Annotated in this window: 25 protein-coding genes; 13 read left to right on the forward strand and 12 right to left on the reverse strand. The window is 39.1% G+C overall.

The annotated features are described in order from the left end of the window. The first annotated feature begins 39 nt into the window (after positions 1-39). From ES711_RS15715 to ES711_RS15730, 4 genes are read left to right on the forward strand one after another with little or no spacing between them, the layout of a single operon-like run. Positions 40-1,527 carry a phytoene desaturase family protein gene (locus ES711_RS15715; RefSeq protein WP_146894260.1) on the forward strand — a complete coding sequence of 496 codons (1,488 nt, stop codon included), beginning with the start codon at positions 40-42 and terminating at the stop codon, positions 1,525-1,527. Further along, a complete protein-coding gene (locus ES711_RS15720; RefSeq protein WP_146894261.1) occupies positions 1,511-2,350 on the forward strand; it encodes a phytoene/squalene synthase family protein in 840 nt (279 codons plus the stop codon). The genes ES711_RS15715 and ES711_RS15720 overlap by 17 nt, the downstream gene beginning before the upstream one ends. An 8-nt stretch (positions 2,351-2,358) precedes the next feature. After that, a complete protein-coding gene (locus ES711_RS15725; RefSeq protein ID WP_146894262.1) occupies positions 2,359-2,808 on the forward strand; it encodes a sterol desaturase family protein in 450 nt (149 codons plus the stop codon). A 19-nt stretch (positions 2,809-2,827) separates the two neighbouring features. Beyond that, positions 2,828-3,985 (forward strand): lycopene cyclase family protein, encoded by a 1,158-nt coding sequence (locus ES711_RS15730; RefSeq protein ID WP_146894263.1) that lies wholly within the window; start codon positions 2,828-2,830, stop codon positions 3,983-3,985. Here ES711_RS15730 and ES711_RS15735 read toward each other — a convergent pair. The 6 genes from ES711_RS15735 to ES711_RS15760 form a co-directional block, all read right to left on the reverse strand. Beyond that, positions 3,971-4,537 (reverse strand): TlpA family protein disulfide reductase, encoded by a 567-nt coding sequence (locus ES711_RS15735; protein WP_146894264.1) that lies wholly within the window; start codon positions 4,535-4,537, stop codon positions 3,971-3,973. The genes ES711_RS15730 and ES711_RS15735 overlap by 15 nt on opposite strands. Before the next feature lie 63 nt (positions 4,538-4,600). Next, complete coding sequence (locus ES711_RS15740) at positions 4,601-6,865, reverse strand: aconitate hydratase (protein WP_146894265.1); 2,265 nt, start codon at positions 6,863-6,865, stop codon at positions 4,601-4,603. A gap of 311 nt (positions 6,866-7,176) precedes the next feature. Further along, positions 7,177-8,130 carry an AAA family ATPase gene (locus ES711_RS15745; protein WP_146894266.1) on the reverse strand — a complete coding sequence of 318 codons (954 nt, stop codon included), beginning with the start codon at positions 8,128-8,130 and terminating at the stop codon, positions 7,177-7,179. 7 nt (positions 8,131-8,137) lie between these two features. Further along, positions 8,138-9,565 (reverse strand): peptidylprolyl isomerase, encoded by a 1,428-nt coding sequence (locus ES711_RS15750; protein WP_317129883.1) that lies wholly within the window; start codon positions 9,563-9,565, stop codon positions 8,138-8,140. Next, positions 9,549-10,403 (reverse strand): peptidyl-prolyl cis-trans isomerase, encoded by an 855-nt coding sequence (locus ES711_RS15755; RefSeq protein WP_317129884.1) that lies wholly within the window; start codon positions 10,401-10,403, stop codon positions 9,549-9,551. The genes ES711_RS15750 and ES711_RS15755 overlap by 17 nt, the downstream gene beginning before the upstream one ends. Positions 10,404-10,412: 9 nt before the next feature. Beyond that, positions 10,413-12,359 (reverse strand): peptidylprolyl isomerase, encoded by a 1,947-nt coding sequence (locus ES711_RS15760; RefSeq protein ID WP_146894268.1) that lies wholly within the window; start codon positions 12,357-12,359, stop codon positions 10,413-10,415. 294 nt (positions 12,360-12,653) lie between these two features. Here ES711_RS15760 and ES711_RS15765 point away from each other — a divergent pair, with 294 nt between their 5' ends. Together ES711_RS15765 and ES711_RS15770 are read left to right on the forward strand one after the other, a co-directional pair. Beyond that, positions 12,654-13,163, forward strand: coding sequence for an SRPBCC family protein (locus ES711_RS15765; RefSeq protein ID WP_246139223.1), 510 nt, complete (start codon positions 12,654-12,656; stop codon positions 13,161-13,163). Beyond that, positions 13,150-13,389: a hypothetical protein gene (locus ES711_RS15770; protein ID WP_146894269.1), complete on the forward strand. Its 240-nt coding sequence runs from the start codon at positions 13,150-13,152 to the stop codon at positions 13,387-13,389. Before ES711_RS15765 ends, ES711_RS15770 begins: the two co-directional genes overlap by 14 nt. 254 nt (positions 13,390-13,643) lie before the next feature. Here the strand turns inward: ES711_RS15770 and ES711_RS15775 are convergent, their stop codons facing one another. Further along, positions 13,644-14,576, reverse strand: a complete 933-nt coding sequence (locus ES711_RS15775) for a peptidylprolyl isomerase (RefSeq protein ID WP_146894270.1) — start codon at positions 14,574-14,576, stop codon at positions 13,644-13,646. 221 nt (positions 14,577-14,797) lie between these two features. Here ES711_RS15775 and azu point away from each other — a divergent pair, with 221 nt between their 5' ends. Then, a complete protein-coding gene (gene azu / locus ES711_RS15780; RefSeq protein ID WP_146894271.1) occupies positions 14,798-15,310 on the forward strand; it encodes an azurin in 513 nt (170 codons plus the stop codon). A gap of 86 nt (positions 15,311-15,396) precedes the next feature. Here the strand turns inward: azu and ES711_RS15785 are convergent, their stop codons facing one another. Next, positions 15,397-16,398: a lipoate--protein ligase gene (locus ES711_RS15785; protein WP_146894272.1), complete on the reverse strand. Its 1,002-nt coding sequence runs from the start codon at positions 16,396-16,398 to the stop codon at positions 15,397-15,399. A gap of 201 nt (positions 16,399-16,599) precedes the next feature. Here ES711_RS15785 and ES711_RS15790 point away from each other — a divergent pair, with 201 nt between their 5' ends. Then, complete coding sequence (locus ES711_RS15790) at positions 16,600-17,094, forward strand: hypothetical protein (RefSeq protein ID WP_146894273.1); 495 nt, start codon at positions 16,600-16,602, stop codon at positions 17,092-17,094. Between the two features lie 131 nt (positions 17,095-17,225). On the opposite strand, the gene recQ is transcribed toward ES711_RS15790, so the two are convergent. Then, positions 17,226-19,427: a DNA helicase RecQ gene (gene recQ, locus ES711_RS15795; protein ID WP_146894274.1), complete on the reverse strand. Its 2,202-nt coding sequence runs from the start codon at positions 19,425-19,427 to the stop codon at positions 17,226-17,228. 87 nt (positions 19,428-19,514) lie between these two features. On the opposite strand from recQ, the gene ES711_RS15800 reads away from it, so the two are divergent. The 4 genes from ES711_RS15800 to lptB are packed head-to-tail and all read left to right on the forward strand — an operon-like array spanning position 19,515 to position 22,437. Next, positions 19,515-20,480, forward strand: a complete 966-nt coding sequence (locus tag ES711_RS15800) for a KpsF/GutQ family sugar-phosphate isomerase (protein WP_146894275.1) — start codon at positions 19,515-19,517, stop codon at positions 20,478-20,480. Beyond that, complete coding sequence (tatC, locus tag ES711_RS15805; RefSeq protein WP_146894276.1) at positions 20,480-21,304, forward strand: twin-arginine translocase subunit TatC; 825 nt, start codon at positions 20,480-20,482, stop codon at positions 21,302-21,304. The genes ES711_RS15800 and tatC overlap by 1 nt, the downstream gene beginning before the upstream one ends. Beyond that, positions 21,297-21,647, forward strand: coding sequence for a carboxymuconolactone decarboxylase family protein (locus ES711_RS15810; protein WP_146894277.1), 351 nt, complete (start codon positions 21,297-21,299; stop codon positions 21,645-21,647). Before tatC ends, ES711_RS15810 begins: the two co-directional genes overlap by 8 nt. 49 nt (positions 21,648-21,696) lie before the next feature. After that, positions 21,697-22,437 (forward strand): LPS export ABC transporter ATP-binding protein, encoded by a 741-nt coding sequence (lptB, locus tag ES711_RS15815; RefSeq protein ID WP_146894278.1) that lies wholly within the window; start codon positions 21,697-21,699, stop codon positions 22,435-22,437. 306 nt (positions 22,438-22,743) lie between these two features. Here lptB and ES711_RS15820 read toward each other — a convergent pair whose 3' ends face one another. Together ES711_RS15820 and ES711_RS15825 are read right to left on the reverse strand one after the other, a co-directional pair. Next, entirely contained in the window at positions 22,744-23,619 is an 876-nt protein-coding gene (locus tag ES711_RS15820; protein WP_146894279.1) for a DUF808 domain-containing protein, read from the reverse strand. A 35-nt stretch (positions 23,620-23,654) separates the two neighbouring features. Next, positions 23,655-24,416, reverse strand: a complete 762-nt coding sequence (locus ES711_RS15825; protein ID WP_146894280.1) for a CDP-alcohol phosphatidyltransferase family protein — start codon at positions 24,414-24,416, stop codon at positions 23,655-23,657. 207 nt (positions 24,417-24,623) lie between these two features. Between ES711_RS15825 and ES711_RS15830 the strand changes: the two genes are divergently transcribed. Further along, on the forward strand, positions 24,624-25,694 hold the full coding sequence (locus tag ES711_RS15830) for a putative type IX sorting system protein PorV2 (RefSeq protein ID WP_449528462.1): 1,071 nt from the start codon (positions 24,624-24,626) through the stop codon (positions 25,692-25,694). 171 nt (positions 25,695-25,865) lie between these two features. Here ES711_RS15830 and ES711_RS16410 read toward each other — a convergent pair. Beyond that, the coding region (locus ES711_RS16410; protein WP_211363137.1) for a hypothetical protein at positions 25,866-26,050 on the reverse strand (185 nt) is incomplete at its 5' end.

A 26,050-nucleotide genomic window follows, 5' to 3' on the forward strand; every position in this document is an offset into this window, starting at 1 on the left:
ATTGCTTTTTGTTTAACTTTTAACTACATTTGTTAAACAATGAAAAATCGTGTTGCTATTATTGGTTCTGGTTTCTCTGCACTTTCTGCAGCTTGCTATCTTGCGAAAGATGGCTACGACGTGACCATTTTTGAAAAGAATAAGACAATCGGAGGTCGCGCTAGACAGCTAAAAAAGGAGGGCTTTACGTTTGACATCGGCCCAACCTGGTATTGGATGCCTGATGTCTTTGAGCGTTTTTTTGCGGACTTTGGCAAGCAGCCTTCTGATTACTATCAGCTCGAAAAATTGAATCCTGCTTATAGTGTGTATTTCGCTAAAGACGATTATATAACCATTGAAGATACTTTAGAAAAAATTTGTGAAACTTTTGAACACGAAGAACCGGGAAGCTCTCAAAAACTGAGGAAATTCATTGCCAATGCGCAACACAATTATGAAGTTGCCATCAAAGATTTAGTATACAGGCCAGGTATCACACCGTTTGAATTGATGACGCCGGTGACTATCAAAAAATTAGATCAGTTTTTTAGTACGATTAAAAAAGATGTACGTAAAGAATTCAAAAATGAACGCTTGGCTAAAATTTTGGAATTCCCAGTGCTCTTTTTAGGCGCAAAACCAGATAACACACCTTCCTTTTACAGTTTTATGAATTATGCCGATTTTGGAATTGGGACCTTTCATCCTAAAAAAGGTATGTATCAAGTTATTTTAGCTATGAAACAGTTGGCACTGGGTGTAGGTGTCACCATTAAAACAGAACAAACCGTGGATAATATCAGCGTAGCTGAGGGAAACGCCACGAGCATTACCTCAAATGGCGAAAAACTTCCATTTGACATCGTTTTAAGTGGTGCTGATTACCATCACACCGAAACATTATTAGAACCCTCTTATCGCCAATATTCTGAAACCTATTGGGAAAAGAAGGTTTTTGCGCCCTCTTCGCTCTTATTTTATGTGGGCTTTGACAAGAAATTAATCAACGTTAATCATCATACTTTATTTTTTGACGTCGATTTTGAAGCGCACGCCAAAGAAATATATGATACGCCACAATGGCCCAAAGACCCTTTATTTTACGCCAGTTTCCCATCTTTAACTGATCAGAGCGTGGCGCCTGAAGGTCAGGAAGCCGGAATATTTTTAATTCCGCTAGCTCCCGGATTAGAAGATACTCCAGCATTAAGAGCCCTTTACTTTGACAAGATTATTGCACGGTTTGAGAACTTAACCTCGCAAAGTGTGGGAAAAAATATTATATTTAAAGAGTCTTTTTGCGTCAATGACTTTATTCAAGATTACAATTCTTATAAAGGCAATGCTTACGGAATGGCAAATACACTGTTCCAAACCGCTTTTTTAAGACCTAAATTAAAAAGTAAAAAAGTAAAGAATCTTTATTTTACGGGACAATTAACCGTGCCAGGACCCGGAGTGCCGCCATCACTAATTTCTGGTAAATTGGTTTCAGAGCTTATTAAGAAACATCATACCCTCAAAAATTATGAAACAGCTATTTGATACCGTTTCTCATCGATGTAGTAAGGCCGTGACCAACTCTTACAGCACGTCTTTTTCTCTTGCTACCAAGATGCTGGCCAATAGCATCCGACAGGATATTTACAATATCTATGGCTTCGTGCGTTTTGCTGACGAGATTGTCGATTCCTTTCATGACTATGATAAGCAATCCTTATTTGATCGTTTTGAGGAAGATTTACAATTAGCCCTGGTGCAAAAAATAAGCTTGAATCCCATTCTTAATGCGTTTCAGGAAACCTATCACAAGTTCAATATAGACAAGCATCTCGTAGATTCTTTTATGAAAAGCATGCGCTTAGATTTGCACAAAAGCGACTACTTAACGGAAGCCGATTATAAGATGTATATCTACGGCTCCGCTGATGTGGTGGGCTTAATGTGTTTAAAAGTTTTTGTAAAAGGCGATCCTCACCAATACGAGACTTTAAAAGAGAGTGCGATGAGTTTAGGCTCCGCCTTTCAGAAAGTCAACTTTTTACGGGATCTTAAAGCCGATTATGAAGATTTAAGCCGCACCTATTTTCCGAACACCAATTTGAACCATTTGGATGAAATCTCTAAAAAGGCCATCATTGATGATATTGAGCATGATTTCGCTTTGGGATTAAAAGGCATCAAGGAATTGCCAATTGAAGCTAAATTCGGTGTATTTATGGCTTATAGATATTACAACCAACTTCTCAAGAAACTAAAGAATACACCTGCGTTGGATATTAAATCGACCAGAATTAGGGTGCCCAACTACAAAAAGTTTGAACTTTTAACCCGAAGTTATGTAAAATATCAACTCAATTTAATGTAAGTTTAGACATGCAAATTTTCCTTTGGATACTAATATTTTTTGGCACGTTTGCCATCATGGAATTTAACGCGTGGTTTACCCATAAGTACATCATGCACGGTTTTTTATGGAGTCTTCATAAGGACCACCACCATAAAGATCATAAAAGTTGGTTTGAGCGTAATGATGCTTTTTTCATCTTCTATGCGGTGATCAGCATGACCTGTTTCTATTTATGGAGCTATGAAGACGTTTGGTATTGTCTGCCATTAGGTCTAGGAATTCTAGCTTACGGCATCGCTTATTTTACGGTGCACGACATCTTTATTCACCAACGCTTTAAAATCTTCAGAAACGCCAATAATTGGTACGCAAAAGGCGTACGTCGTGCGCATAAAATGCATCATAAGCATTTAGGTAAGGAAGATGGGGAATGCTTCGGGATGTTGGTAGTGCCGTTTAAATACTTCAAGAAATAAACAGTTTAGTCAGGTTATCATGGTGCAAGACAATTTGTCTTTTGATTATATTATCATTGGAAATGGTCTTGCTGGGTTGCAGTTGGCCCTAGAACTATCTAAAGATCCATTTTTCAAGTCCTACACTATTGGACTCATTGATCCTTCCCTAAAAGATATTAACGATAAAACCTGGAGCTTTTGGGAGATAGGGGCTGGCAAATGGGATGCCATTGTGGAACAAACTTGGCACACCGCACAATTTGTATCGCCAGGAATCTCTTTAAACATTCCCCTTCTAGAGTATAATTATAAAACCATTCGATCTCTCGAGTTTTATAAGGCCGCGAAATCACAACTGGCAACGCATTCCAATATCAAATTTATAGTAGATTCGGTTGAAGACCTTCAAGAAGGTATCACCTCTCAAGTTATTGGAAAAAAACAGACCTATACCGCGACTCATATTTTTGACAGTAGAGTTCCGAAGGAATTTTTTGATGCCAAGGCTGATCACACTTTGATTCACCAACATTTTAAAGGTTGGGTTATTGAAACGGATACACCTCAATTTAATCCGGAAGCTTTCACCATGATGGACTACCGATTTCAATATAAAGATTCGACTAGCTTCATTTATCTGCTTCCGTTTTCTGAAACAAAAGCGCTCGTGGAATATACTTTTTTTACGCCGTTTACTGTAGCATCGGAAGTTTACGAAGCGTTTTTAAAACGCTATCTTTTAGAAGAATATAAGCTTGAAAACTTCAGAATTGTCGAAACGGAAGTGGGCAATATCCCGATGACGGATTTCCCTTTTTGGAAGTATCACACTAAAAATGTCACAAAAATTGGCACCGGCGCCGGATGGGTTAAAGGCTCAACGGGCTACTCCTTTAAGCATACGGAAAAAAACGTCGCCAAGCTGATTGCCAATATAAAAGCTGGCCATGCGCCATCAGACCGACTATTCAAATGGAAATATAAATTCTACGACAAGATTTTTCTTAAAGTGCTCCACGATGAAAACGAAAACGGCGTCTGGATTTTTGAACGTTTTTATTCCAAAAACACCATCCAAACCATGTTTCGGTTTTTGGATGAAGAAACATCTTTTTCTGAAGATCTCGCCATCATGAAATCCCTGTTTTCAATGGCATTTATCAAGGCCTTCTTTAAAGTGCTATTTAAGTTTTAAAAGTTCATCCAGCAACCCTCTGACCTTTTTACTATTCCAATCTGCAGCGCCCGTTTTATCAATAAGTATATCTCCTTGCTGATCAATGACGAAGGTTCTCGGAATGGCTGAAGTCTCCAACTGTACTGGATTTGCAGTAATGGAGGCATGCACTAAAAAGTCGTAGGCATTTTTCTGCTTAAATTTTGAAATGACTTCTTGCTGCTCGCTAGACACAAATAGAAATACCACATCATCTTTATAATCTTGATAGAGCTTTTCCATACTTGGCATTTCAGCAATGCATGGCGGACACCACGTGGCCCAAAAGTTGATAAAAACAACTTTGCCTTTAGCCTCATTAAAATCGTAACGCATACCGTGTTCATCTACCAATTGCCAATTGTAATCCTTTAAGGTAATGCGGTCTTCTTCATCCACAATGGACGGACTGAACATGGCCAAACCTTTTTGTAAGAACACTTGTATGGGTTGTCGGGTTTGTGGAATGATCATGATTAAAATGATACCCAAAAAAATAATATTATTACACTGACTTTTTGAAATTTTCATAGGCTTAAAAAAAAACTCCCGATGGCTATCAGGAGTTTTTATAAAATTATTTATGGTCTTAACTTAAGACGCATTCTCTCTTTTTATCAAGTTTAAAGCAGAACCTTCATTATACCAATCAATTTGAGATTGGTTATAGGTATGGTTTGCAACGATGACATCTTTAGTGCCATCAGCGTGTACAAACTCTAATGTTAGAGGCTTCTCTGGAGCGAATTGATCTAAATCTAAGAAATTGATAGTATCATCTTCTTGTATTAAATCATAATCACTTTCATTAGCGAAGGTCAATCCTAACATTCCTTGTTTTTTAAGGTTTGTTTCGTGGATACGGGCAAACGATTTTACCAATACCGCCGCGACACCTAAATGTCTTGGCTCCATGGCCGCGTGCTCACGAGAAGATCCTTCACCGTAGTTATGATCTCCAACAACTATAGAATAGATGCCTTTCGCTTTATAATCTCTAGCCACATCAGGAACACCTCCGTACTCACCTGTCAATTGATTTTTAACAAAGTTCGTTTTCATACCAAAAGCGTTGACCGCTCCGATAAGCATATTATTAGAAATGTTATCTAAATGCCCTCTATAACGCAACCATGGTCCTGCCATAGAAATATGGTCTGTGGTACACTTACCAAATGCTTTTATTAAAAGTTTAGCACCTTTTACAGAGCCTCCAATGGGTTCAAACGGGGTTAATAATTGTAAACGTTCTGAGGTTGGACTCACTGATACATCTACATTACTTCCATCTGCAACTGGCTCAACATATCCTGCATCTTCAACATCAAATCCTCTTGGTGGTAATTCAATGCCTTGTGGAGCATCCAATTTCACTTCTAGACCATCTTCATTGATCAGTGTATCATTCATCGGATCAAAATCCAAACGACCTGAAATTGCAATGGCAGCAACCATTTCTGGTGAACCTACAAAGGCATGGGTATTTGGATTTCCATCAGCACGTTTTGAGAAGTTACGGTTAAAGGAATGCACAATTGTATTTTTCTCTTCGCCTTTGAGATCACTTCTATCCCACTGACCGATACATGGGCCGCAAGCGTTGGTGAAAATAGTGGCGTTTAAATCTTCAAAAATCTTCAAGATACCGTCACGTTCTGCAGTAAAACGGATGGTTTCTGAACCTGGATTAATACCAAAGTCTGCTTTTGCAACTATCTTTTTATCTACGGCCTGTTTTGCAATGGACGCAGCACGTGTTAAATCTTCATAAGACGAGTTGGTACAAGATCCGATCAATCCCCAATCCACTTTAATTGGCCAACCTTTTTCTCTCGCAAGTTTACCAAGTTCTCCAACTGGAGTTGCTAAATCTGGCGTAAAAGGACCATTTAAGTGTGGACGTAAGGTATCTAAATCAATTTCAATAACTTCGTCAAAATACTGTTCTGGGTTTTCGTAAACTTCAGGATCTCCAGTAAGGTACTCACGAATTTTGTTCGCTTCATCAGCAATCTCTGAACGATCAGTCGCTCTTAAGAAACGCTCCATAGAGTCGTCATAACCAAAAGTTGAAGTGGTTGCTCCAATTTCAGCACCCATATTACAAATGGTACCTTTACCTGTACACGACAGATTTTTTGCACCAGGTCCGAAATACTCAACAATTGCTCCAGTACCACCTTTCACGGTTAAGATACCAGCCACTTTTAAAATCACGTCTTTTGATGCGGTCCACCCACTAAGACTTCCTGTTAATTTAACACCGATAAGTTTAGGGAATTTTAACTCCCAAGCCATTCCTGCCATCACGTCAACGGCATCTGCGCCACCAACACCAATGGCTACCATTCCTAAACCACCTGCGTTAACAGTGTGCGAATCGGTACCAATCATCATTCCGCCAGGGAACGCATAATTTTCTAAAACTACTTGGTGAATAATCCCTGCTCCTGGTTTCCAGAAACCGATACCGTATTTATTAGATACTGACGCTAAAAAGTCAAAAACCTCACTACTTGTTTCGTTAGCACGTTTCAAATCAGGCACTGCTCCCTGTTTGGCTTGAATCAAGTGATCACAATGTACCGTTGTAGGCACAGCTACTTTAGGTTTCCCAGCTTGCATAAATTGTAACAAAGCCATCTGAGCGGTCGCATCTTGACACGCAATTCTATCTGGAGCAAAATCCACATAATCCTTGCCTCTTCTAAATGCTGTGGTCGGTTGGCCGTCCCACAAGTGAGCGTATAAAATCTTTTCAGATAATGTAAGTGGTTTACTAACTATTTGACGCGCTTTATCCACACGTTCAGGCATAGTTTTGTAAACTTTTTTAATCATGTCAATATCAAATGCCATAGAGTATATTTTAAGGTTGTTGTTTATTTAGTGCTCGAGATCTCGAGGTGTGCAAATTTACAAAATTTAGAAGACTTTTAAAAATAAGTAGCCAAATCAAAAAAGCGTTGCATAAAATTCAATAAATATCGACTAATTAAGTATATAATTGGATAATTCATAAAATCACTATGGATAAAATACCAAATTGCTAAAATCACCAAGAGAGACCCCAAAATACAATTTAAAAATTGTGTGATTTTCTGAAATGTATAATGAACAATTCCTAAGAAATGCGCGCAAGCAAATTTAAGTGCAATCTAGAAGTTGTTCTAAAATAAGCTCTCTATAATCTGCTCGTCACTAACTCCCTCGGCTTCAGCCTTGTAATTTTTGATGATTCTGTGGCGAAGAATACCATTGGCAACCGCGCGCACATCTTCAATATCGGGTGAAAATTTACCGCGAATTGCGGCGTGAGTTTTAGCCGCCAGAATTAAGTTTTGAGACGCTCTCGGCCCCGCTCCCCAATCGACAAACTCTTTGACCAAATTGGAAGCGGTCGCTTCTTTTGGTCGGGTTTTGCCTACCATGGTTACCGCATATTCAATCACATTGTCAGCGACCGGAATACGGCGAATCAAATTCTGAAAATCAGTAATTTCTTGAGCGGTAAATAAGGGGTTAACGGTGGTTTTAATATCAGTGGTGGTCGATTTCACAACTTGAACTTCTTCTGCGAAAGAGGGATATGCTAAGGTAATGGCAAACATAAAACGATCTAATTGCGCTTCAGGCAACGGGTAGGTTCCCTCCTGCTCAATTGGGTTCTGAGAGGCTAATACAAAATACGGTAAGCTTAATTGGTAATGATGTCCTGCAACGGTTACTGAGCGCTCTTGCATGGCTTCCAACAACGCAGCCTGTGTTTTAGGAGGGGTTCTGTTAATCTCATCCGCAAGAATAATATTTCCGAAAATTGGCCCTTTAATGAACTTGAATTGGCGGTTTTCGTCTAATATTTCACTGCCAAGAATGTCACTCGGCATTAAATCTGGCGTAAACTGGATGCGCTTAAAATCGAGACCTAAGGCCTGGGCAATGGTATTGACCATTAAGGTCTTTGCTAATCCGGGAACACCAATTAAAAGAGCATGTCCGCCAGAAAAAATTGAAATCAAGATTTGGTTCACAACCTCATCCTGACCTACGATTACTTTTGCTACTTCACTTTTTAGGGCTTTGTATTTTTTAACAAATTGTTCTACGGCAGCAACATCTGACATATCATTATTACTTTTTCAACCAGTTACTTTGGAAATCACAATCTCTATAATCGCCATTGATATTAATATAGGTATCCATGATTTTCTCATTGACCCATTTCTCAATTGCTTTAAACTGTTTATCCTGTTCTGTTAAATTTTTGATTTTTAGATAATCTTTAGAAAAATCGGCTTCATGCTCGTTAACGCGATCTGTAACGGTCATCAATTTAAATTTAATAGAGTTTACACGGTCTTCATCCTGAAGGACTGGCGTGATTTCATTATCCTTTAAATCCTGAATTTGCGTGTATAATTCTGGATCCATCTTGGTCAGCTCAAAACTGTAATCTTGAGTTCTCGGATTGATCAACTGCCCACCATCATTACGGGTTTCATCTTCATCACTGAATTCTCTTGCCGCTTGGGCAAAGGTGATTTCTTTATCGATAATTCGTTTCCGCACCAATTCAATCTTATCTTTAGCTTCTTTAATTGCTGCAGTAGTTACTTCAGGTCTCAATAAAATGTGACGCACATCATATTCTTGACCTCTAATTTTTTCTAAGTAAATAATATGGTAACCAAAATCGGTTTCAAAGGGCTCTGAAATTTCACCTTCCTGCATTGAAAAAGCAACATCTCTGAATTCTTTCACCATTTGCGGACGTTTTCTGTTTAAGGTATATAAACCTCCTGTTTTACGAGATTGAACATCATCTGTGTACAGGACCACTTTTGAAGTGAAACTTGCACCACGTTCTACAACATCTGCTTTAAATTCTTTTAAACGGTCAATAACTTTTTGTTTTTCTGCTTGCGCTATTTTTGGGATGACCACAATTTGGGCCACTTTAAGTTCTGTTCCAAAAAATGGACGTTCTTCTTTTGGGATTTCATTAAAATACTGTCTCACTTCTTCAGGAGTCACTTCAATATCAGCTACAATTTTCTCTTTCATTCGCGCTGCCAGTTGCTGACTCTTGTTGATTTCGAACATTTCGTCACGCAAACTTTTTTCGGTATCCTTGTTATAAAACTTCAGCATATTAGCGAGATTGCCGTCCATTTGCTCCAAAATATAATTGAATTGTTGGTCAATTTGAGAACGCACCTCAATATCATTTACCACAATACTATCTTGAATGGCATGGTGCGCATACAATTTATCTTCCAATAATTTTCCGAATAACTGGCAGCGGTTAGGCAAATCAGACTTAGAAACACCGGAAGCTTCCAATTGGGCAAATTGTTTGTCGAGATCAGAATCTAGAATGATATAATCTCCAACGACCGCCACAACACCATCAATTTTAACACGCTCTTGAGTAGAAGGTGCTGCTTCAACTTTTGGTGCTACAATCGAGTCTTGAATGATTTCTTGGGCAGAACTAAAGGTATAGGATAATAGGACAGCTAATGTGAAGGCGACCCTAAGTTTAGTTGTAAATTTCAAATTGGTTGTTTTTAATGGCATCTCTTGTAATATCTTTTTCGAATTGCTTGATGAGTTCTAATTTTCTACGATTGATTATGATTTGTTTTACCGTCGGTTTAACGTATTCTAAGGGTGCATAATCATTTTGTTGTAGGACCTCATTAATTTGGATCAAATATAGTCCTATTGAATCTTTGAGCTGTATAAAATTAGATTTTTTTAACAGTTCTTTTTTGTTGTCAGAATTCACTACAGGAATTTTCTGAACCACCTGTGCCGCCTTGATCCAGACGGAATCATTTAAGGAATAGGATTTGAATTGAACGTGCAGAGAATCGAGAAAGCGCTTATCCTTGGCGTTGAACCGTTTGAACCGTTTTTCAATCTCGTCCTTGTTTAAGGCGTTTTGAAGTATATTGATGTACCTCAGTTTGATCAGTTCTTCGTTCAGCTTAAAAGATTCCTTATTGCTTTCGTACACTTTTTGAGCCTCCATATTAGTGACCGAAGTATCAATACTACGTTTCACTAAGGCCTCCACATAGGCCTTGGTGTAGAGGTCATTTTGATATTGATTGACCAGTTTTTGATATTCTTCCTGCAACTCTTCAGGCAGGTTTCTTTTTGCCCCATCAACCAATAGCAATTGGGTTGCCCAACGCGTGATGTAACCATTAACCAAAAGTGTACTATCTTCAAAGGAAGTCCCCTCTACCACCAAATCTTTAACATCATCTTCGTAAAGATAAAACTCTCCAACTCTGGCAATCGGTGTCCGGTCATCGGTTGGTCTGAAAAGATCACAGGAAACCAGAAAATAACTCAACAGTACTACTAAAAAAACGTTCTTAATCAATTTTTATTTTTATTTTGAGATCCTGAGCTGGGATTTTACATCGTGCAAAACCTCAGTATTTATGTCAACTGTATAACGCTCTTTAAGGGTTTCTAACCACTGCTGCTCCAAAATAGTTTGATAGTCACTAATGATTTGCCCTTTAGCTTCATCAAAGGTTTTTTGTGTTTTTGGAAGCGACGCGATCACCTTTACCAAATGATAGGCGTCATTGTTAAAATACACTTTAGAAAATCCTTTCTTGAGCGAAATATCCTTTGGAAACGCGTGATAGTCTAGCGGTTTAATACCTTCCGTAAAGATAACTTTTTGTGCGGAATTTGTATTGAGTTGTTGGTTAATTCCTTCCATCGACAGTCCCTTTTTCCATAGTTTTTGAACCGTTTTAATATCCTTTTCTTTTGCGGCTGTAGCAATTTCAACCTGCATCCTCTCTTCCCAGAAATAAGCGTCGCTATGCGTGTTGTAGTGTTTCCGCAGTCCAAGTGTATCTTTGGCGGCGGCATTCCAAACTTCTTTTTCCATCAGCTCAAAAAGCAATAAGCCGTCTCTATATTCTTTCAAAATATAACCAAATTCTTCGTTTTCAAATTCTAAATGGTCCTCATGGTATTGTAAAATAGCATCCTCTTCAAAGCCCAAGTATTCCTTTTCAACGACTGTTTTCAATGGCAATGTTTTGCCTGCATAAACCTGTTGAATGCGTAGTAACCTGTTTCCAAATGCTTCATAAGTCAGGGTATCTTGCTCTATGGTCAACAGCGTTTTATGTTTTTCGAAATGCTTAGGCAATTCCCAAGAGCGCGCGAAAAAATTAGCATTAAGGATGGATTCAAAATAAGCTTTCGCTTTCGGATTGACCGAGATGCTGTACTTCGCTCGCAAATCATTGGCTAAAGTGGAATTGATGATCTTGGAACGCGAGTCGCGTTTAATTTTATTCTCAATCTCGGGTTTCGCTTCCTCATAGGTTGGTACATCGCTCTTGTCCAACAACTTTACAATATGCCAGCCATAATTGGTTTTAAAAGGTTGGGATACTTCGCCAACAGTGGTTAGGCTAAAGGCGACCGACTCAAATTCAGGAGAACCCAGCTGTCCGCCAGTAAAGGGCGACAACTCGCCACCGAGCTCAGACGTACTTTTATCATCAGAAAACTGCTTGGCTAAGGCTGCAAATGCCTCACCTTGTTTAATTTTTCTATAAATTTCGTGAATGCGGGTTTCAGCTTCATTTAAAGAATCATTTTCTGTACTGTTGACCATGATGTGTGCTACGGTCACTTCACCTAAGGATGGACGCTTATCCTCAACCTGCACAATATGATACCCGAATTGGCTGCGAAAGGGCATCGAAATGGCACCTACTTCAGTATCATAGGCTGCAGTCTCAAATTCATATACCATTTTGAAGGCCGAAAAATAGCCCAGCTCTTCAGCAAATATGTTTTGACCATCGTGAACCTCAGCTCTTACCTTGTCAAAACCTTCATTCTGAACCCGATTTCTTAAAGCCATTACATCTTGATAGACTTTTAAAGTGTCTGTCACATTCTCATCCAAACGAATCAAAATGTGCGAGGCTTTAATATCTGTTTGCATTCGCTCATACGCTTCCTTAATTAAAGCCTCCGTCACTTTGGAGTCCGATACATAATTTTTTATCAATTGAGCCTTATAAGTTTCAAACTCTTTCAGGTAGCGTTCGTCCTGATCATAACCCAAGCGTTTGGCTTCTTTAAGCTTTAATTGATAATTAATGAAAAGTTTGAGATAAGCATCGATATCTTTCTGGGTATCATCCTTTACCAAGTCTAAATTCTTGTTGTAAACCCTCATGAATTCACCAGCAGAAACGGGGTCGCCATCGACGGTTAACAACACCGCTGATGGAGACCCTTGTGCCTGTACAAATAGGGTAATCCATAGTAAAATTAAACTGAAATATATTTTCATGTACTCTTTAAATAGCGTTAGATGAAGCTACGATACAACTATACTTATTTGAAAACCTGGTGCTCCTATAAACTAGAAACACGACCGTCAATGGCTGCAAAAATAATATAAATAGCGTAGAAAACAAGTTACCTTGGCTTAACGGTTTATAACTCTACTTAGTATTTCAGAAGCCGGTTTCCCACAGAATAATCTATGTGCTATTTTAAAAATAAGAATTATTACTGCACTTATCACCGCCTTCTTGAGCTAATGGGCAGTCATTTTTAACAGTTAATCTTTCAGATTATCGGCATGTGCGTAACCACTGTATATTTACACCATGAATACGCGAGAGCAATTATGACCTATACACTCAACATCATTATAAAAGCGCCTTTGAGCCTTTGTATTGAAAAATTTGCCAATTCAGCACATAAAACGGATTGGCAACGAGGCTTGCGCTATGCGGAACACCTGTCCGGTACTCCGGGAGAGCTGGGCTCAAAAATGAAGCTGCACTTCAATGTAGGCAAACGACGTATGGAACTTGTTAAAACCATTACCCATAAAAAGTTGCCTTACGAGTGGCATGCCACCTATACTACTGATGGGATGGCTACCATTCAGGAAAATTATTTCAGCTCTACCCCAGAAGATGACACACAGTGGACCTGCATCAATGAGCTTCTACCTTTAAATTTCAAGATGCGCCTTATGATTGGTGTCATGCCCAAAACATTTAAAGACCAGACATTGCAATACATGAAAGATTTTAAGACCTTTGTGGAAACCGGAACTTCTGTTGCTGATGCGAAAACTTAAATTAATATGGGATTTTAAAGGCCCTGACGGCATAAAAATAGCCGAGCATCACGCTATCCATTTAAAGGAATTTATTGCCATTGAAAAATACACCAACCTTCTTACCGGCTTTGAAGCGTTAACTGATGATCACGCCATTGCTTACTTAGTAGTGCCGGAAGATCAGATGAAACGGTTGCGAGATGCTTTAAAACCACACCGTGGCCAAGTGTATAGTGAGGGGTGAGGAGTCAGGAGTCAGGAGTCAGGAGTCAGGAGTCAGGAGTTAGGAGTTAGGAGTTAGGAGTTAGGAGTTATTTATGTCAAATACATCTTGATTAACAAATATTCCAAAAACTTCATTCCAATTCTAATCGCTATTTTCTATTCTCTCTATTCTTGCTCTCTTTTCTATTCTCTCTATTCTATTCTCTTTATTCTATTTTAAATAAAAAACGCAACCTCTTAAAGTTGCGTTTTTACTGTAGTATATTGAACGTATTATTTAACGTCCATCAACTCCACGTCAAACACTAAGATTGCATTTGGAGGAATGACACCACCAGCGCCCTGAGCACCGTAGCCTAAATCAGATGGAATTACCAAACGGGCCTTATCACCAACGTTTAACAAACAAATCCCTTCATCCCAACCAGCGATGACTTGACCTACACCCACTTGAAAATCTAATGGCTGCTTGCGCTTGTATGATGAATCGAAAACCGTACCGTCAGCTAATTGACCTTTATAATGTACAGAAACCGTTTTACCTTTCTCCGCTGCTTTACCAGATCCTTTTTGTAAAATTTGGTAACGTAAGCCACTATCAGTGCGCTCAAAACCGGTTGCCAATTTATCCAATTCAGCTTCATTAGCTTTGCGTGCTTCAGCTATAAGTTGTTCTCTCGAGCCTTCAAAAGTTCTAAACGCTTCAATTGCATTAAAAGCTTTAGCGTCTTCGCCTAGTCTCACAATTTCTATAGTTTCAATGACATCTCCTTGAGCAATGGCATCAACAACATCCTGTCCTTCAATTACATTTCCAAACACGGTATGTTTGTCATCCAACCAAGGTGTTGCAATGTGGGTAATAAAGAATTGACTTCCATTAGAACCTGGCCCTGAATTTGCCATTGACAAAACGCCTGGCGCATCATGTCTTAAATCCTGATGAAACTCATCTTCAAATTTATATCCTGGATCTCCAGTTCCTGTTCCTTGAGGACATCCTCCTTGAATCATAAAATCAGGAATTACACGATGAAATTTTAAACCATTGTAATAAGGTTTGCCTTGTGCCTTTGCTGAATTTTTTAAATCTCCTTCTGCTAAAGCCACAAAATTCCCAACTGTTCCCGGTGTTCTTTTGTATTCTAAATTCACTAAAATCTCACCTTTATTGGTGATGAATTTCGCATATAAGCCGTCTTGCATGGTATTTATTTTTTGTTTGAAGATGCAAAGATACAAATTGATTGGCAAAATCGATTTAACAATCGGAATTTCCATGCTATTAATGCCTATTATGGATTAAAAAATGCCATTTCGGACAATTAAGTCGTAAATTTAAAAGAAATAATGCGAATGATTTTGCAATGCTGAAAATTGCCCTTAATTTTGTATTTCATTTAGTAGTAATCTAAAATTCGAAAACAATGAAAAATTTATTCGTAGTACTCTTGGCTGTTGTGACCTTTAGTTGTGGTGATGGCAAAAAGGAAAACAAAACAGACATGAACGCAGATACGCGAGTGGAAGAAAAAGCTGCTCCTGTAGAAGTTACCGACTCTAAAATTGCTGAGGTAACAATTGAAGGGAATGACCAAATGAAATTCAACAAAACTGAAATTCGTGTGAAAGCTGGTCAAACCGTAAAATTAACCTTGAAGCATGTTGGCAAAATGGATAAAGCGGTTATGGGTCATAACTGGGCTTTACTTACCAAAGATGCTGATATGGCAACTGTAGGTCAGGCTGCTGCAACTGCTGCAGATAATGACTATATCCCTGCTGACATGACTGATAAATTTATCGTGCATACAAAAATGCTAGGTGGTGGCGAAAGCGATACTATCGAGTTTGAAGCTCCTGCTCCTGGAACCTACATCTTTATGTGTACCTTCCCTGGACATTACGCTTTAATGCAAGGTAAATTTATTGTTGAGTAATCTCTACACTTTTAAAAAACTAAAGGCCGTAATTGATTTTACGGCCTTTTTTATGGTTTAAGTTGAGATCAATTTATCTGAAATAATTATTCATCTTCTCCATAAATCAACTCAATAAAGGCTTCTTTTTGAAGAGCTCCAAAGTATTCATTTAAGTTCACATCTTCCAAAACATTAGAAATCTCTGCATGATCATATCGCAGCCCTGTCAGTAATTGTTCCAAGTGCACCACTGGTTCCTTACCAAAAAAGTCGCCAAAAATCTTGAATTCCATGATGTAGCCTTTTTCCACAAAAATCCTGAGATCAATTTCTCCAATGGAAAACCGCTTGCTCCTTTGGACATTGAATTTTGGAGAACGCCCGTAATTCCATTCCCAAGTATCGTATTTTTCAGATTTTAAAGCGTGTATTGCGCTCCACTCTTCCAAAGTCAATTGATAGGTTTTAAAAGGTTCACGCTCTTCATACAACCCCTCCAAAACCAATTGTCTAAACTCCTGAATTGTTAAGGGTGCTTTCAAAAACTCTGAGATGTTTGCCACCCGACTTCTCACCGATTTATGACCTTTGGATTGAATCTTGCTCATTTTTACAGTTAACGCTTTGGCAACTTCACTCAAATCAGTGTCTAATAATAAAGTACCATGGCTGACCATGCGTTTGCCCGTAGAAAATTGAGCAGTACCGGAAATTTTCTTGTCGTCCACCTCAATGTCATTGCGCCCCTTCAATTCGGCATTCAAACCCAAACTTTTCAAGACCTTAATAACCGGCTCGGTAAACTTTTTAAAGTTGCTCAGACTTTTACCATCGTGGTTGGTGATAAAACTAAAATTCAAATTTCCAAAATCATGATATACAGCGCCACCGCCCGAAATACGCCTGACTACATGAATATTATGATCCTCTATATAAGTTTGATTGATCTCTTCCAAAGTGTTTTGGTTGCGACCAATGATGATAGAAGGTTCATTGATGTAAAATAACAAATAATCCTCATCTGCACTAAAATGCCGAAGGATGTATTCTTCTAAAGCCAGATTCAGCTTTGGATTGGTATGGCCATCATTTTCTATAAAAATCATAAGGTTCGGTTTTACACAAAGATAAATAATTGTGAAGAGGTAAGAGTGGATTGATCACCAAGAATTCGTGGATTTTGATTTTTAAATCCTGTGAACCTGACCTTAATGTTAAGATTGGAAATCCTTTTTTTAAATCTGATATTCTACCGCTTTGGATTTTTAAATTTATAAGGTTAGTTTTACAAAAATTGAATCCAAGACATGAAATTTACTTTCAAAAAATTACGTTCAGCCTTAATCAACACTAAAAGCACTGAAAATGTGGTGGCAGCCACCTATACTGGCGCTATCATCAAGGATGTAGAAGGGGTGCCATTTGCAATTGCAGAAACGAATGTGCTCTATGCAGGATTAAGCGAATTGGCGGGCTACCATTATTTTAAAACGATTACGGTGGGTACCATGCAACTTAAAACTTTTAAAGGGGCAAAGCTGATCATAAGAGGAACTGATTTTAGCTTAGATCTTCGTTCAGATATGGAAGAGCTGGAATCAGAGTCGACCACAGGCTCAGACCGACGCCTGACCCGAATTGATTTTGAGCTTGATAAAGAGGATCTCCCTAAAATATCCAAAGAGCGCATGGAAAGCATTGAGCTGGTCGCTAAAAAAAATCACATCCTATTTTCACATATTGAAGGTGGCTATGATGAAGGATTATCCACAGAAGGCCTGACCGAAGCGTCTACCGAATAAAAGAGTAGTTTTTGATGCGCATGAAATTTTGTGATATTAATGCAAATAGACCAATCTCCACTTAAAGGTGTAAAAAAAATCCTTCCACAGCAAAGCTATCGGAAGGATTTTAAATATTGTAGAATAACTTATTAATTGGCGACTTCACTAATAAATTTGATACGGTAGAGACGTAATTCTTCATCGTCATAATCGCCATCAAATTCATCTATTGCCACATCAATCTTATCAGTATTGGACTCCATAAAGTAATCGTGGATTTCCTCTTGCTGATCGTCATCAAGAATATCGTCAATCCAATAATTAATATTCAATTTAGTTCCGGAAAAAACAATGGCCTCCATCTCCTTAATAAAGTCTTGCATAGACATCCCTTTAGCCGAAGCAATATCATCTAAAGGTAATTTCCGATCGACATTCTGGATGATATAAAGTTTTAAAGCCGAATTGCTTCCTGTGCTTTTCACCACTAGGTCATCAGGTCGGATAATGTCATTGTCCTCCACATATTGGGCAATCAAATTGACAAAATCAGGACCATATTTTTTAGCTTTTCCATCTCCTACCCCATGCACGTTACTCAATTCCTCTAAAGTTACAGGGTATTTGAGCGCCATATCCTCTAAAGAAGGATCTTGGAAAATCACAAACGGCGGCACTCCTAATTTTTTGGCATTGCGCTTTCTGAGATCTTTGAGCATGGTCATCAATCGTTCGTCTGCCACCCCTCCTTCACCTTTAGCGGCCGTAATAATGCTTTCATCCGTGGCAATATCAAACACGTGGTCTTCAGACATCATAAAGGATTCCGGTTGCTTTAGGTAATTTCTGCCCGCCTCAGTCAAGCGGAGCACCCCGTAGGTTTCAATGTCCTTTTTGAGTAATCCGGCTACTAGGACCTGACGAATTAAAGCCATCCAATAGCGTTTGTCCTTATCCTGGCCAACCCCAAAAAATGGCAAGGTATCCGTTCTATGCGATGCTATTAAGGCGTTCGATTTTCCGGTAATGACATGAACCAAATCCTTCGACTTATATTTATCGTTGGTGTGCGCCACCGTTTCTAAAAGCACCACCACATCGTCCTGCGCTTCGTGCTGCTTTTTAGGATAGCGTACGTTGTCATCCATATCGCCACCTTCACCAGTTTCCGTGTCAAATTCTTCACCAAAGTAATGGAGAATAAATTTACGTCTGGACAGTGAACTTTCAGCAAAAGCGACCACTTCCTGTAACAACGCATGACCAATTTCCTGTTCAGCCACAGGCTTACCCGACATAAATTTTTCTAATTTTTCGATATCTTTATAGGCATAAAACGCCAAACAGTGGCCTTCGCCACCATCACGGCCTGCCCTACCCGTTTCTTGATAATAACTTTCGATACTTTTTGGAATGTCATGATGGATTACAAAGCGCACATCCGGTTTATCAATTCCCATCCCGAAGGCAATGGTCGCTACCACCACATCGACATCTTCCATCAAAAACATATCCTGATGTCTCACCCTAGTTTTAGCATCCAACCCAGCGTGATAAGGCACCGCTTTTATACCATTAACTTGGAGTACCTGCGCGAGCTCTTCTACCCGCTTACGACTTAAGCAATAGATAATTCCGGACTTGCCTTCATTTTGTTTGACAAAACGGATGATGTCTGAATCGACATTTTTAGTTTTTGGGCGCACCTCATAATAAAGGTTCGGTCTATTAAATGATGCCTTGAAGGTATTGGCATCTGTAATGTCTAAACTTTTAAGAATATCCTCCTGTACTTTAGGCGTCGCAGTAGCTGTCAACCCAATAATGGGAATATTATCGCCAATGCGTTTTATAATATGCCTTAGGTTTCGGTATTCGGGTCTAAAATCGTGCCCCCATTCACTAATACAATGCGCTTCATCAACCGCCATAAATGAGACCGTTACTGATCTTAAAAATTGAACGTTTTCCTCCTTAGTCAATGACTCAGGAGCCACGTACAGCAGTTTGGTAACGCCGTTTTTTATATCCTCCTTAACCTGTTTAATCTCAGTTTTATTTAAGGATGAATTCAGCACGTGCGCCACACCATCATGTTGGGACACTGCTCTAATGGCATCTACTTGGTTTTTCATCAACGCGATGAGCGGAGAAACAATAATTGCTGTCCCGTCTTGAATAAGAGCGGGCAGCTGATAACATAATGATTTACCACCACCGGTTGGCATGATGACAAAAGTGTTATCGCCAGCAACTAAACTTTTAATAACACTCTCCTGAAGACCTTTGAATTTAGAAAATCCAAAGTATTTTTTTAGTGATGCATGTAAGTCAATTTCTTCTTTGTTCATTAATCCCTATTAGTATTTTATATACATTTGCATAGGATTAAAGATACGATATTCTTTATATGCATCAAACCGAAAAATCAATAAATTTTGAATATTAAAAATTCTATTCTAAGTACGGCTAAAAAGACCTTTACCTTAGAGAGTGCAGCAATTTCGAATCTTGCCACCTTATTGAATGACGATTTTGCCAGCGCTGTAGAGCTCATTTACCAATCAAAGGGTCGGGTTATCATTACAGGAATCGGAAAAAGTGCCATTATTGCCAATAAAATTGTCGCCACACTAAATTCTACGGGCACGCCAGCTGTATTTATGCACGCTGCAGATGCCATTCATGGCGATTTAGGATTGATTTTACAGGATGATGTGGTTATTTGCATCTCCAAGAGCGGCAACACGCCAGAAATTAAAGTATTGGTACCTTTAATCAAGAATGCCAAAAACAAAATGATTGCCATCACAGGTAATGTCACCTCCTTCTTAGGACAGCAAGCAGATTATGTTTTAAACGCTTATGTAGAACAGGAAGCCTGTCCAAATAATTTAGCGCCCACCACTAGCACCACTGCACAATTGGTTATGGGTGACGCTTTAGCCGTTTGCCTTTTAGAACTGAGAGGTTTTTCTAGTACGGATTTTGCAAAATACCACCCTGGAGGCGCCCTAGGAAAACGACTCTATATGAGGGTCAGCGATTTATCGTCGATGAATCAAAAACCTCAGGTAGAATTAGATACCAATGTAAAGCAAGTTATTGTCGAAATTTCTGAAAAAATGTTAGGCGTTACTGCTGTTGTAGAAAATGGCAACATTGTGGGCATTATTACGGACGGCGATTTAAGACGCATGCTTAGTAAAAGCGATGCTTTTATTCATCTCACCGCAAAAGATATTATGAGTTCCAACCCAAAACGCATTGATGAAAATGCTATGGCCGTAGACGCCAAAGACCTTATGGAAAACAACGAAATTTCACAACTTTTAGTAGAACACGAAGGAAAGTATGCGGGTGTAGTGCATATTCATGACCTCATCAAAGAAGGCATCATCTAATGGCAAAACAAACTATTAATGAGATGTCATTTTTAGACCATCTCGAAGATTTACGCTGGCACCTTATCCGAATCACCTTAAGCATCGTCATTGCCGGTGGGGTAGCCTTTATTTTTTCACGCTGGATTTTTGAAGTGATTATTTTTGGTCCGAAAAGCATGGATTTTCCGACCTATAAATACCTTTGCAAACTATCGACGTTTTTGCACATGGATTCTACATTTTGTGCGGAATCTTTCCCATTTACTATTCAAAGTAGAACAATGAGTGGGCAGTTTTCAGCGGATATCTGGACATCTATCTACGCCGGATTTATCATTGCATTTCCATACATCATTTACCAACTATGGCGCTTTATTAGCCCAGGTTTGTTGGACAATGAACGGCAGAGTTCGCGAGGCTTTATCATCATTTCCTCCTTATTGTTCTTTTTAGGGGTGCTTTTTGGTTATTACGTGATTACGCCTTTATCCATCAACTTTTTAGGTACCTATTCCGTAAGTAGCGAGATTACCAACCAGTTTGACATCAGTTCTTATATCAGTTTGGTACGGTCGTCTTCAATTGCCGCGGGATTGGTTTTTGAGTTGCCTATTATTATTTACTTCTTGACCAAGGTGGGCATTGTAACGCCACAAATTCTCCGTAAATACAGAAAATTCGCTTTAGTCGGGGTGCTCATCATTTCGGCGGTAATTACGCCTCCTGATGTAGCAAGCCAGGTCATTGTGGCCATTCCAATTTTAATATTATACCAAGTAAGTATTTTTATTTCGGCCATTGTGGTCAGAAACCAAAAACGTAAAGCCAAGAAAAATGTCTGATATCGTCAATGAATTCAACGCTTACCGCACCAAAATGAACGACAAAATTTTGGCGGATGACAATAACAAAATCATTAAACGCATTTTTAATTTAGATACAAACGCATACGCCGCAGGTGCCTTAGACGTAAAAACTAAAGAGCTTCTAGGTTTAGTGGCCTCCGCAGTATTGCGCTGTGATGACTGTATCAAATACCATTTGGAAACGAGCTATAACCACGGACTTACCAAAGCCGAAATCAACGAGGCCTTAGGTATTGCAACCTTGGTTGGCGGTACTATTGTAGTTCCGCATTTACGCAAGGCTTACGAGTTTTGGGAAGCTTTAGAACAACAATCTTAAGCCCGTTTAAAAAATAAAAATTGTAAGTTTGTTCTATTAAACACTACAAATGAAATTAACCGCAACAAATTTAATGAAGTCCTACGGAGGACGCCAAGTGGTCAAAAATGTCTCTTTAGAAGTTAATCAAGGAGAGATTGTTGGGTTGCTCGGCCCTAACGGTGCAGGTAAAACCACCTCGTTTTACATGATTGTAGGCTTGATTAAACCGAATGGCGGAAAAATCCATCTAGACGATCAGGAAATCACAAAATTCCCGATGTATAAGCGTGCCCAACACGGCATTGGGTATTTGGCCCAAGAAGCATCTGTATTTAGAAAATTGAGCATTGAGGACAATATTTTAAGTGTCCTTCAGATGACAAAACTATCCAAGAAAGAGCAGCTTGATAAGATGGAATCCTTAATTGATGAATTTGGTTTGGGACACATCAGAAAAAGTAGAGGCGATTTATTATCTGGGGGCGAACGTCGTCGTACGGAGATTGCTCGTGCATTGGCCACAAATCCTAATTTTATTTTATTGGACGAACCGTTTGCCGGCGTAGATCCTGTAGCAGTAGAAGACATTCAGCGCATTGTCGCACAACTGACCAAAAAGAATATTGGTATTTTAATTACCGACCATAATGTACAAGAAACATTGGCCATAACGGATAGAACCTATCTTATGTTTGAAGGTAATATTTTAAAAGCCGGAAAACCTGAAGAATTGGCTGAAGACGAGATGGTCCGTAAAGTGTACTTGGGTCAGAATTTTGAACTGCGTAAAAAGAAAATACTTTTTTAGACGCCTAGTTTATTTCCCTCTGGCGCCGTTGTTGGTGTTCTCCACGCCGTTGTCGGTGTTTTCCAAGCCGTTGTTGGTGTTTTCCACCAACAACGCTTTCACAAAAGAAAACTAAACGAGTGTGTGCTTAGCATCAATGTTGATGAATAACACCAACATTGGCAGAACAACACCAACATTGGCAGAGAAGTTTCGCTGTTATTGGTGTTTTCCAGGCCGTTGTTGGTGTTTTTTACCAACAACACTTATCTTCCTTTACGCCGTTGTGGGTGTTTTCCACCAACAACACCTAATTATCCTTTCTCCTTACTTCTTAAACAACCCAATCAATTTTTTTACGCCCGTAAACACCAATAAGGCTGCAAAGCCAAATACTAGGCCTATCACAAACTCTTTTAAAATGGAGGGCCAGGATTCCAATACATGGTGGAGAAAATCTAAATTATGGGCAAAAATACCACCAGCAACGAGTAATAAGGCAATGGTACCAATAACACCCAAACTTTTAATCACCCAAGGCAAGGCATTCACCAAAAAGTGACCAAAGAAATCGGAAATGCTTTTCTCTTCCTCATTAAAGTTGATCAGCCGGTAACCAAAATCATCCATTCTGACAATCAGCGCCACAATACCATAGACGCCAACCGTGGCAATTAACGCCACAATAGTCACCACCAAGATTTGGATCAATATAGGCTGACCTATAACACTACCTAGGGCGATGATCACGATTTCCACAGATAATATAAAGTCGGTCAGAATAGCCGACTTAATTTTTGATTTCTCAATCTCTAAAATTTCTTCTTTGGAAAGTTCTTCACCAAGCACTGCTTCCACGCCCGTATGATGTGGCACTAAATATTCGTAAAGTTTCTCCGCACCTTCATAGGCCAAGTAGATTCCGCCCACTATTAAAATAATAGTGACGGCTACGGGTAAGAATGCGCTTAAGAGGAACGCCACGGGTAAGATGATAAGCTTATTGATAAATGACCCTTTCGTAATGGCCCACAAAACTGGAATCTCGCGAGAGGCGACAAATCCGGAAGCTTTCTCCGCATTCACCGCTAAATCATCACCTAAAATTCCTGCCGTTTTCTTGGTGGAAATTTTAGCCATGGCGGCTACATCATCCATCAAAACACCAATATCATCTAACAATGCAAAAAAACCTGATGCCATAAAATCCTGTTATAAGTAAATTTAATAAGTAAACATTAGGTGGTCGACGTTAATGTTTTAGAGAACAAAGATAGTAATACGTAAAAAACGATAATGATCGGTATGGCAACAAATTTGAACAGTATGATAAAAAGTACACATAGGATGATAAAGATGTAACGTACGGCGTTATTTTTAAAACTCCAATCCTTAAACTTTAAAGCAAATAATTTGATGTTTGCATTCAATAAATAGCAGCTCAAAATCGTCATAATGACCAAAAACCACGGATTTAATATCACGGCATTAATGGCATTGTTGTTTTGAAATTCCATAATGAGGGGCAAAGAGATGATCAATAAGGCGTTTGCAGGGGTGGGTAGTCCTGTAAAAGAGGACTGCTGATCTTCGTCCAGATTAAATTTTGCCAAACGGTAGGCGGAAGCCAGGGTGATAAACAATCCGATTAAGGCTAAAGGTGAAAACCGGATGGAGATCCAATGCATGGCACTCCCCCATTCGTCGCCAAACATAAACGTGTTGCTGTCTGTGGCCAAGGTGATCAATTTAAACATGATAATACCTGGCACCAAGCCGCTGGTCACCATATCAGCCAAGGAATCCAACTGCAGGCCTAACGGACTCTGAACATTGAGCTTACGAGCTACCAAGCCGTCAAAAAAATCGAAAAAGATGCCCAAAAACACAAAAAGTGCTGCGGCCACAAAATTATTCTGTACGGCAAATAATACCGCAATGCTGCCACTAAACAAATTAAGTAAAGTGATGATATTTGGAAGATGTCTTTTTAGAGCCATGGGATAAGTTTGTGTAAAAATAGCAAACTATTTTTATAAGAAAATGCTTAAGATGCATTATTGAAAGGTTATTTTAGCAAAAACTTGTAAGCCATTGAAAATTCAAGCGCTTCAAGTTCAAATTAGAATTATAATTCCGTCGTAACTGGTGCATTTTCAACACCTTCAGAAGTAAAATATTGTGCATCTTTGTAAAAATTACCGCTATTGAAAACAGTTGTCTTTGCTGCATTTTTTTTGATAACAGCCTTAGGCATCGGACAGACCGCTCGTAAATATTCCAATGAATTCATGAATATCGGTGTTGATGCCGCCGCCTTGGGCATGAGCAATGCGGTGGTGTCGCAATCAGCTGATGTCAACTCAGGCTATTGGAATCCCGCGGGGTTAACCACTTTAGATGACAATCAGATTGCATTAATGCATTCGAGTTATTTTGCCAATATTGCCAATTATAATTACCTAGCCTACGCGATGCCGTTGGACGACAAAAGTGCGGTGGGCATTTCGTTGATCAGGTTTGGTGTTGATGATATTTTAGACACCACCCAGCTTATTGATGACCAAGGCAACATTAATTACGACCGCATCCGCCTATTTTCTACGGCCGATTATGGATTGACCTTTTCCTATGCCCGAAAGATACCGTTAGACGGTTTTAGTTACGGCGTGAATGCGAAAGTGATCCGACGCATAATTGGCGATTTCGCCTCATCTTGGGGATTTGGACTCGACGTGGGCATTCAGTTTCAAGCGGAAAACGACTGGAAATTCGGCGTAATGGCCAAAGACATTACCACCACCTTTAACGCCTGGACTTTTAATAAGGAAAAGCTGAATTTGATTAAGGACGCTGTTGAAGGGCAAAATCAACAAGTTCCGGAGGCCACCGAGTTGACCATTCCGAAATTGCAATTGGGAATGTCTAAAAAATTTGTCTTCCACTATGATTATGCTTTGGTTACGGCGTTGGATTTAAATGTCCGTTTTGAACAGAACAACGATGTCATTTCCAGCTCATTTGCCAGTATTACGCCGTCTATAGGATTCGAATTTGGATATACAGAACTGGTGTTTTTGAGAGCGGGTGTAGGAAATTTTCAAAATGAACTCCAACTCGACAACTCAGAAAATTTAACCTTCCAGCCTAATTTTGGTGTGGGATTCAAATACCGAGGCATTCAAATTGATTATGCATTTACTGATATTGGTGATCAGAGTGCCGCCCTCTACTCGAACGTGTTTTCCTTAAAACTAGATTTTAGTGTGTTTAGATAATTTGGTTTCTGGTTTCAAGTTTCTTGTTTAAGGTTTCAGGTGAATGTTTCAGTTCTCAAGTTTCTTGCTTCTTGCTTCTTGATTCTTGGTTCTTGATTCTTGGCTCTTAATCCTTGTGTCTTGATTCTTAATACTTACAAAGTGAATGTCCCTGATTAGAGTTGACCGTTTTTAGTTATTAATTTCATTGTTAAAAATAGTGATCATTGGTCTATTATCTGGTGTTAATTCGTTCCAATAATTTTGAAAAGTATTAGGACTCATTTTAGGTAAGTGTCTGTGGACTCTTTTTTCATTATAATTAATTACTGCTTTTTTTACGTATTGCTTTAATTGATAAAATGTTTTGGGATTCC

The sequence above is a fragment of the Gelidibacter salicanalis genome (assembly GCF_007997285.1).
GTDB lineage: Bacteria > Bacteroidota > Bacteroidia > Flavobacteriales > Flavobacteriaceae > Gelidibacter > Gelidibacter salicanalis.

Coding starts and splice junctions, on each gene's coding strand:
- ES711_RS15715 (WP_146894260.1), top strand. CDS start 40: ATGAAAAATCGTGTTGCTATTATTGGTTCTGGTTTCTCTGCACTTTCT.
- ES711_RS15720 (WP_146894261.1), top strand. CDS start 1,511: ATGAAACAGCTATTTGATACCGTTTCTCATCGATGTAGTAAGGCCGTG.
- ES711_RS15725 (WP_146894262.1), top strand. CDS start 2,359: ATGCAAATTTTCCTTTGGATACTAATATTTTTTGGCACGTTTGCCATC.
- ES711_RS15730 (WP_146894263.1), top strand. CDS start 2,828: ATGGTGCAAGACAATTTGTCTTTTGATTATATTATCATTGGAAATGGT.
- ES711_RS15735 (WP_146894264.1), bottom strand. CDS start 4,537: ATGAAAATTTCAAAAAGTCAGTGTAATAATATTATTTTTTTGGGTATC.
- ES711_RS15740 (WP_146894265.1), bottom strand. CDS start 6,865: ATGGCATTTGATATTGACATGATTAAAAAAGTTTACAAAACTATGCCT.
- ES711_RS15745 (WP_146894266.1), bottom strand. CDS start 8,130: ATGTCAGATGTTGCTGCCGTAGAACAATTTGTTAAAAAATACAAAGCC.
- ES711_RS15760 (WP_146894268.1), bottom strand. CDS start 12,359: ATGAAAATATATTTCAGTTTAATTTTACTATGGATTACCCTATTTGTA.
- ES711_RS15765 (WP_246139223.1), top strand. CDS start 12,654: ATGTGCGTAACCACTGTATATTTACACCATGAATACGCGAGAGCAATT.
- ES711_RS15770 (WP_146894269.1), top strand. CDS start 13,150: ATGCGAAAACTTAAATTAATATGGGATTTTAAAGGCCCTGACGGCATA.
- ES711_RS15775 (WP_146894270.1), bottom strand. CDS start 14,576: ATGCAAGACGGCTTATATGCGAAATTCATCACCAATAAAGGTGAGATT.
- azu (WP_146894271.1), top strand. CDS start 14,798: ATGAAAAATTTATTCGTAGTACTCTTGGCTGTTGTGACCTTTAGTTGT.
- ES711_RS15785 (WP_146894272.1), bottom strand. CDS start 16,398: ATGATTTTTATAGAAAATGATGGCCATACCAATCCAAAGCTGAATCTG.
- ES711_RS15790 (WP_146894273.1), top strand. CDS start 16,600: ATGAAATTTACTTTCAAAAAATTACGTTCAGCCTTAATCAACACTAAA.
- recQ (WP_146894274.1), bottom strand. CDS start 19,427: ATGAACAAAGAAGAAATTGACTTACATGCATCACTAAAAAAATACTTT.
- tatC (WP_146894276.1), top strand. CDS start 20,480: ATGGCAAAACAAACTATTAATGAGATGTCATTTTTAGACCATCTCGAA.
- ES711_RS15810 (WP_146894277.1), top strand. CDS start 21,297: ATGTCTGATATCGTCAATGAATTCAACGCTTACCGCACCAAAATGAAC.
- lptB (WP_146894278.1), top strand. CDS start 21,697: ATGAAATTAACCGCAACAAATTTAATGAAGTCCTACGGAGGACGCCAA.
- ES711_RS15820 (WP_146894279.1), bottom strand. CDS start 23,619: ATGGCATCAGGTTTTTTTGCATTGTTAGATGATATTGGTGTTTTGATG.
- ES711_RS15825 (WP_146894280.1), bottom strand. CDS start 24,416: ATGGCTCTAAAAAGACATCTTCCAAATATCATCACTTTACTTAATTTG.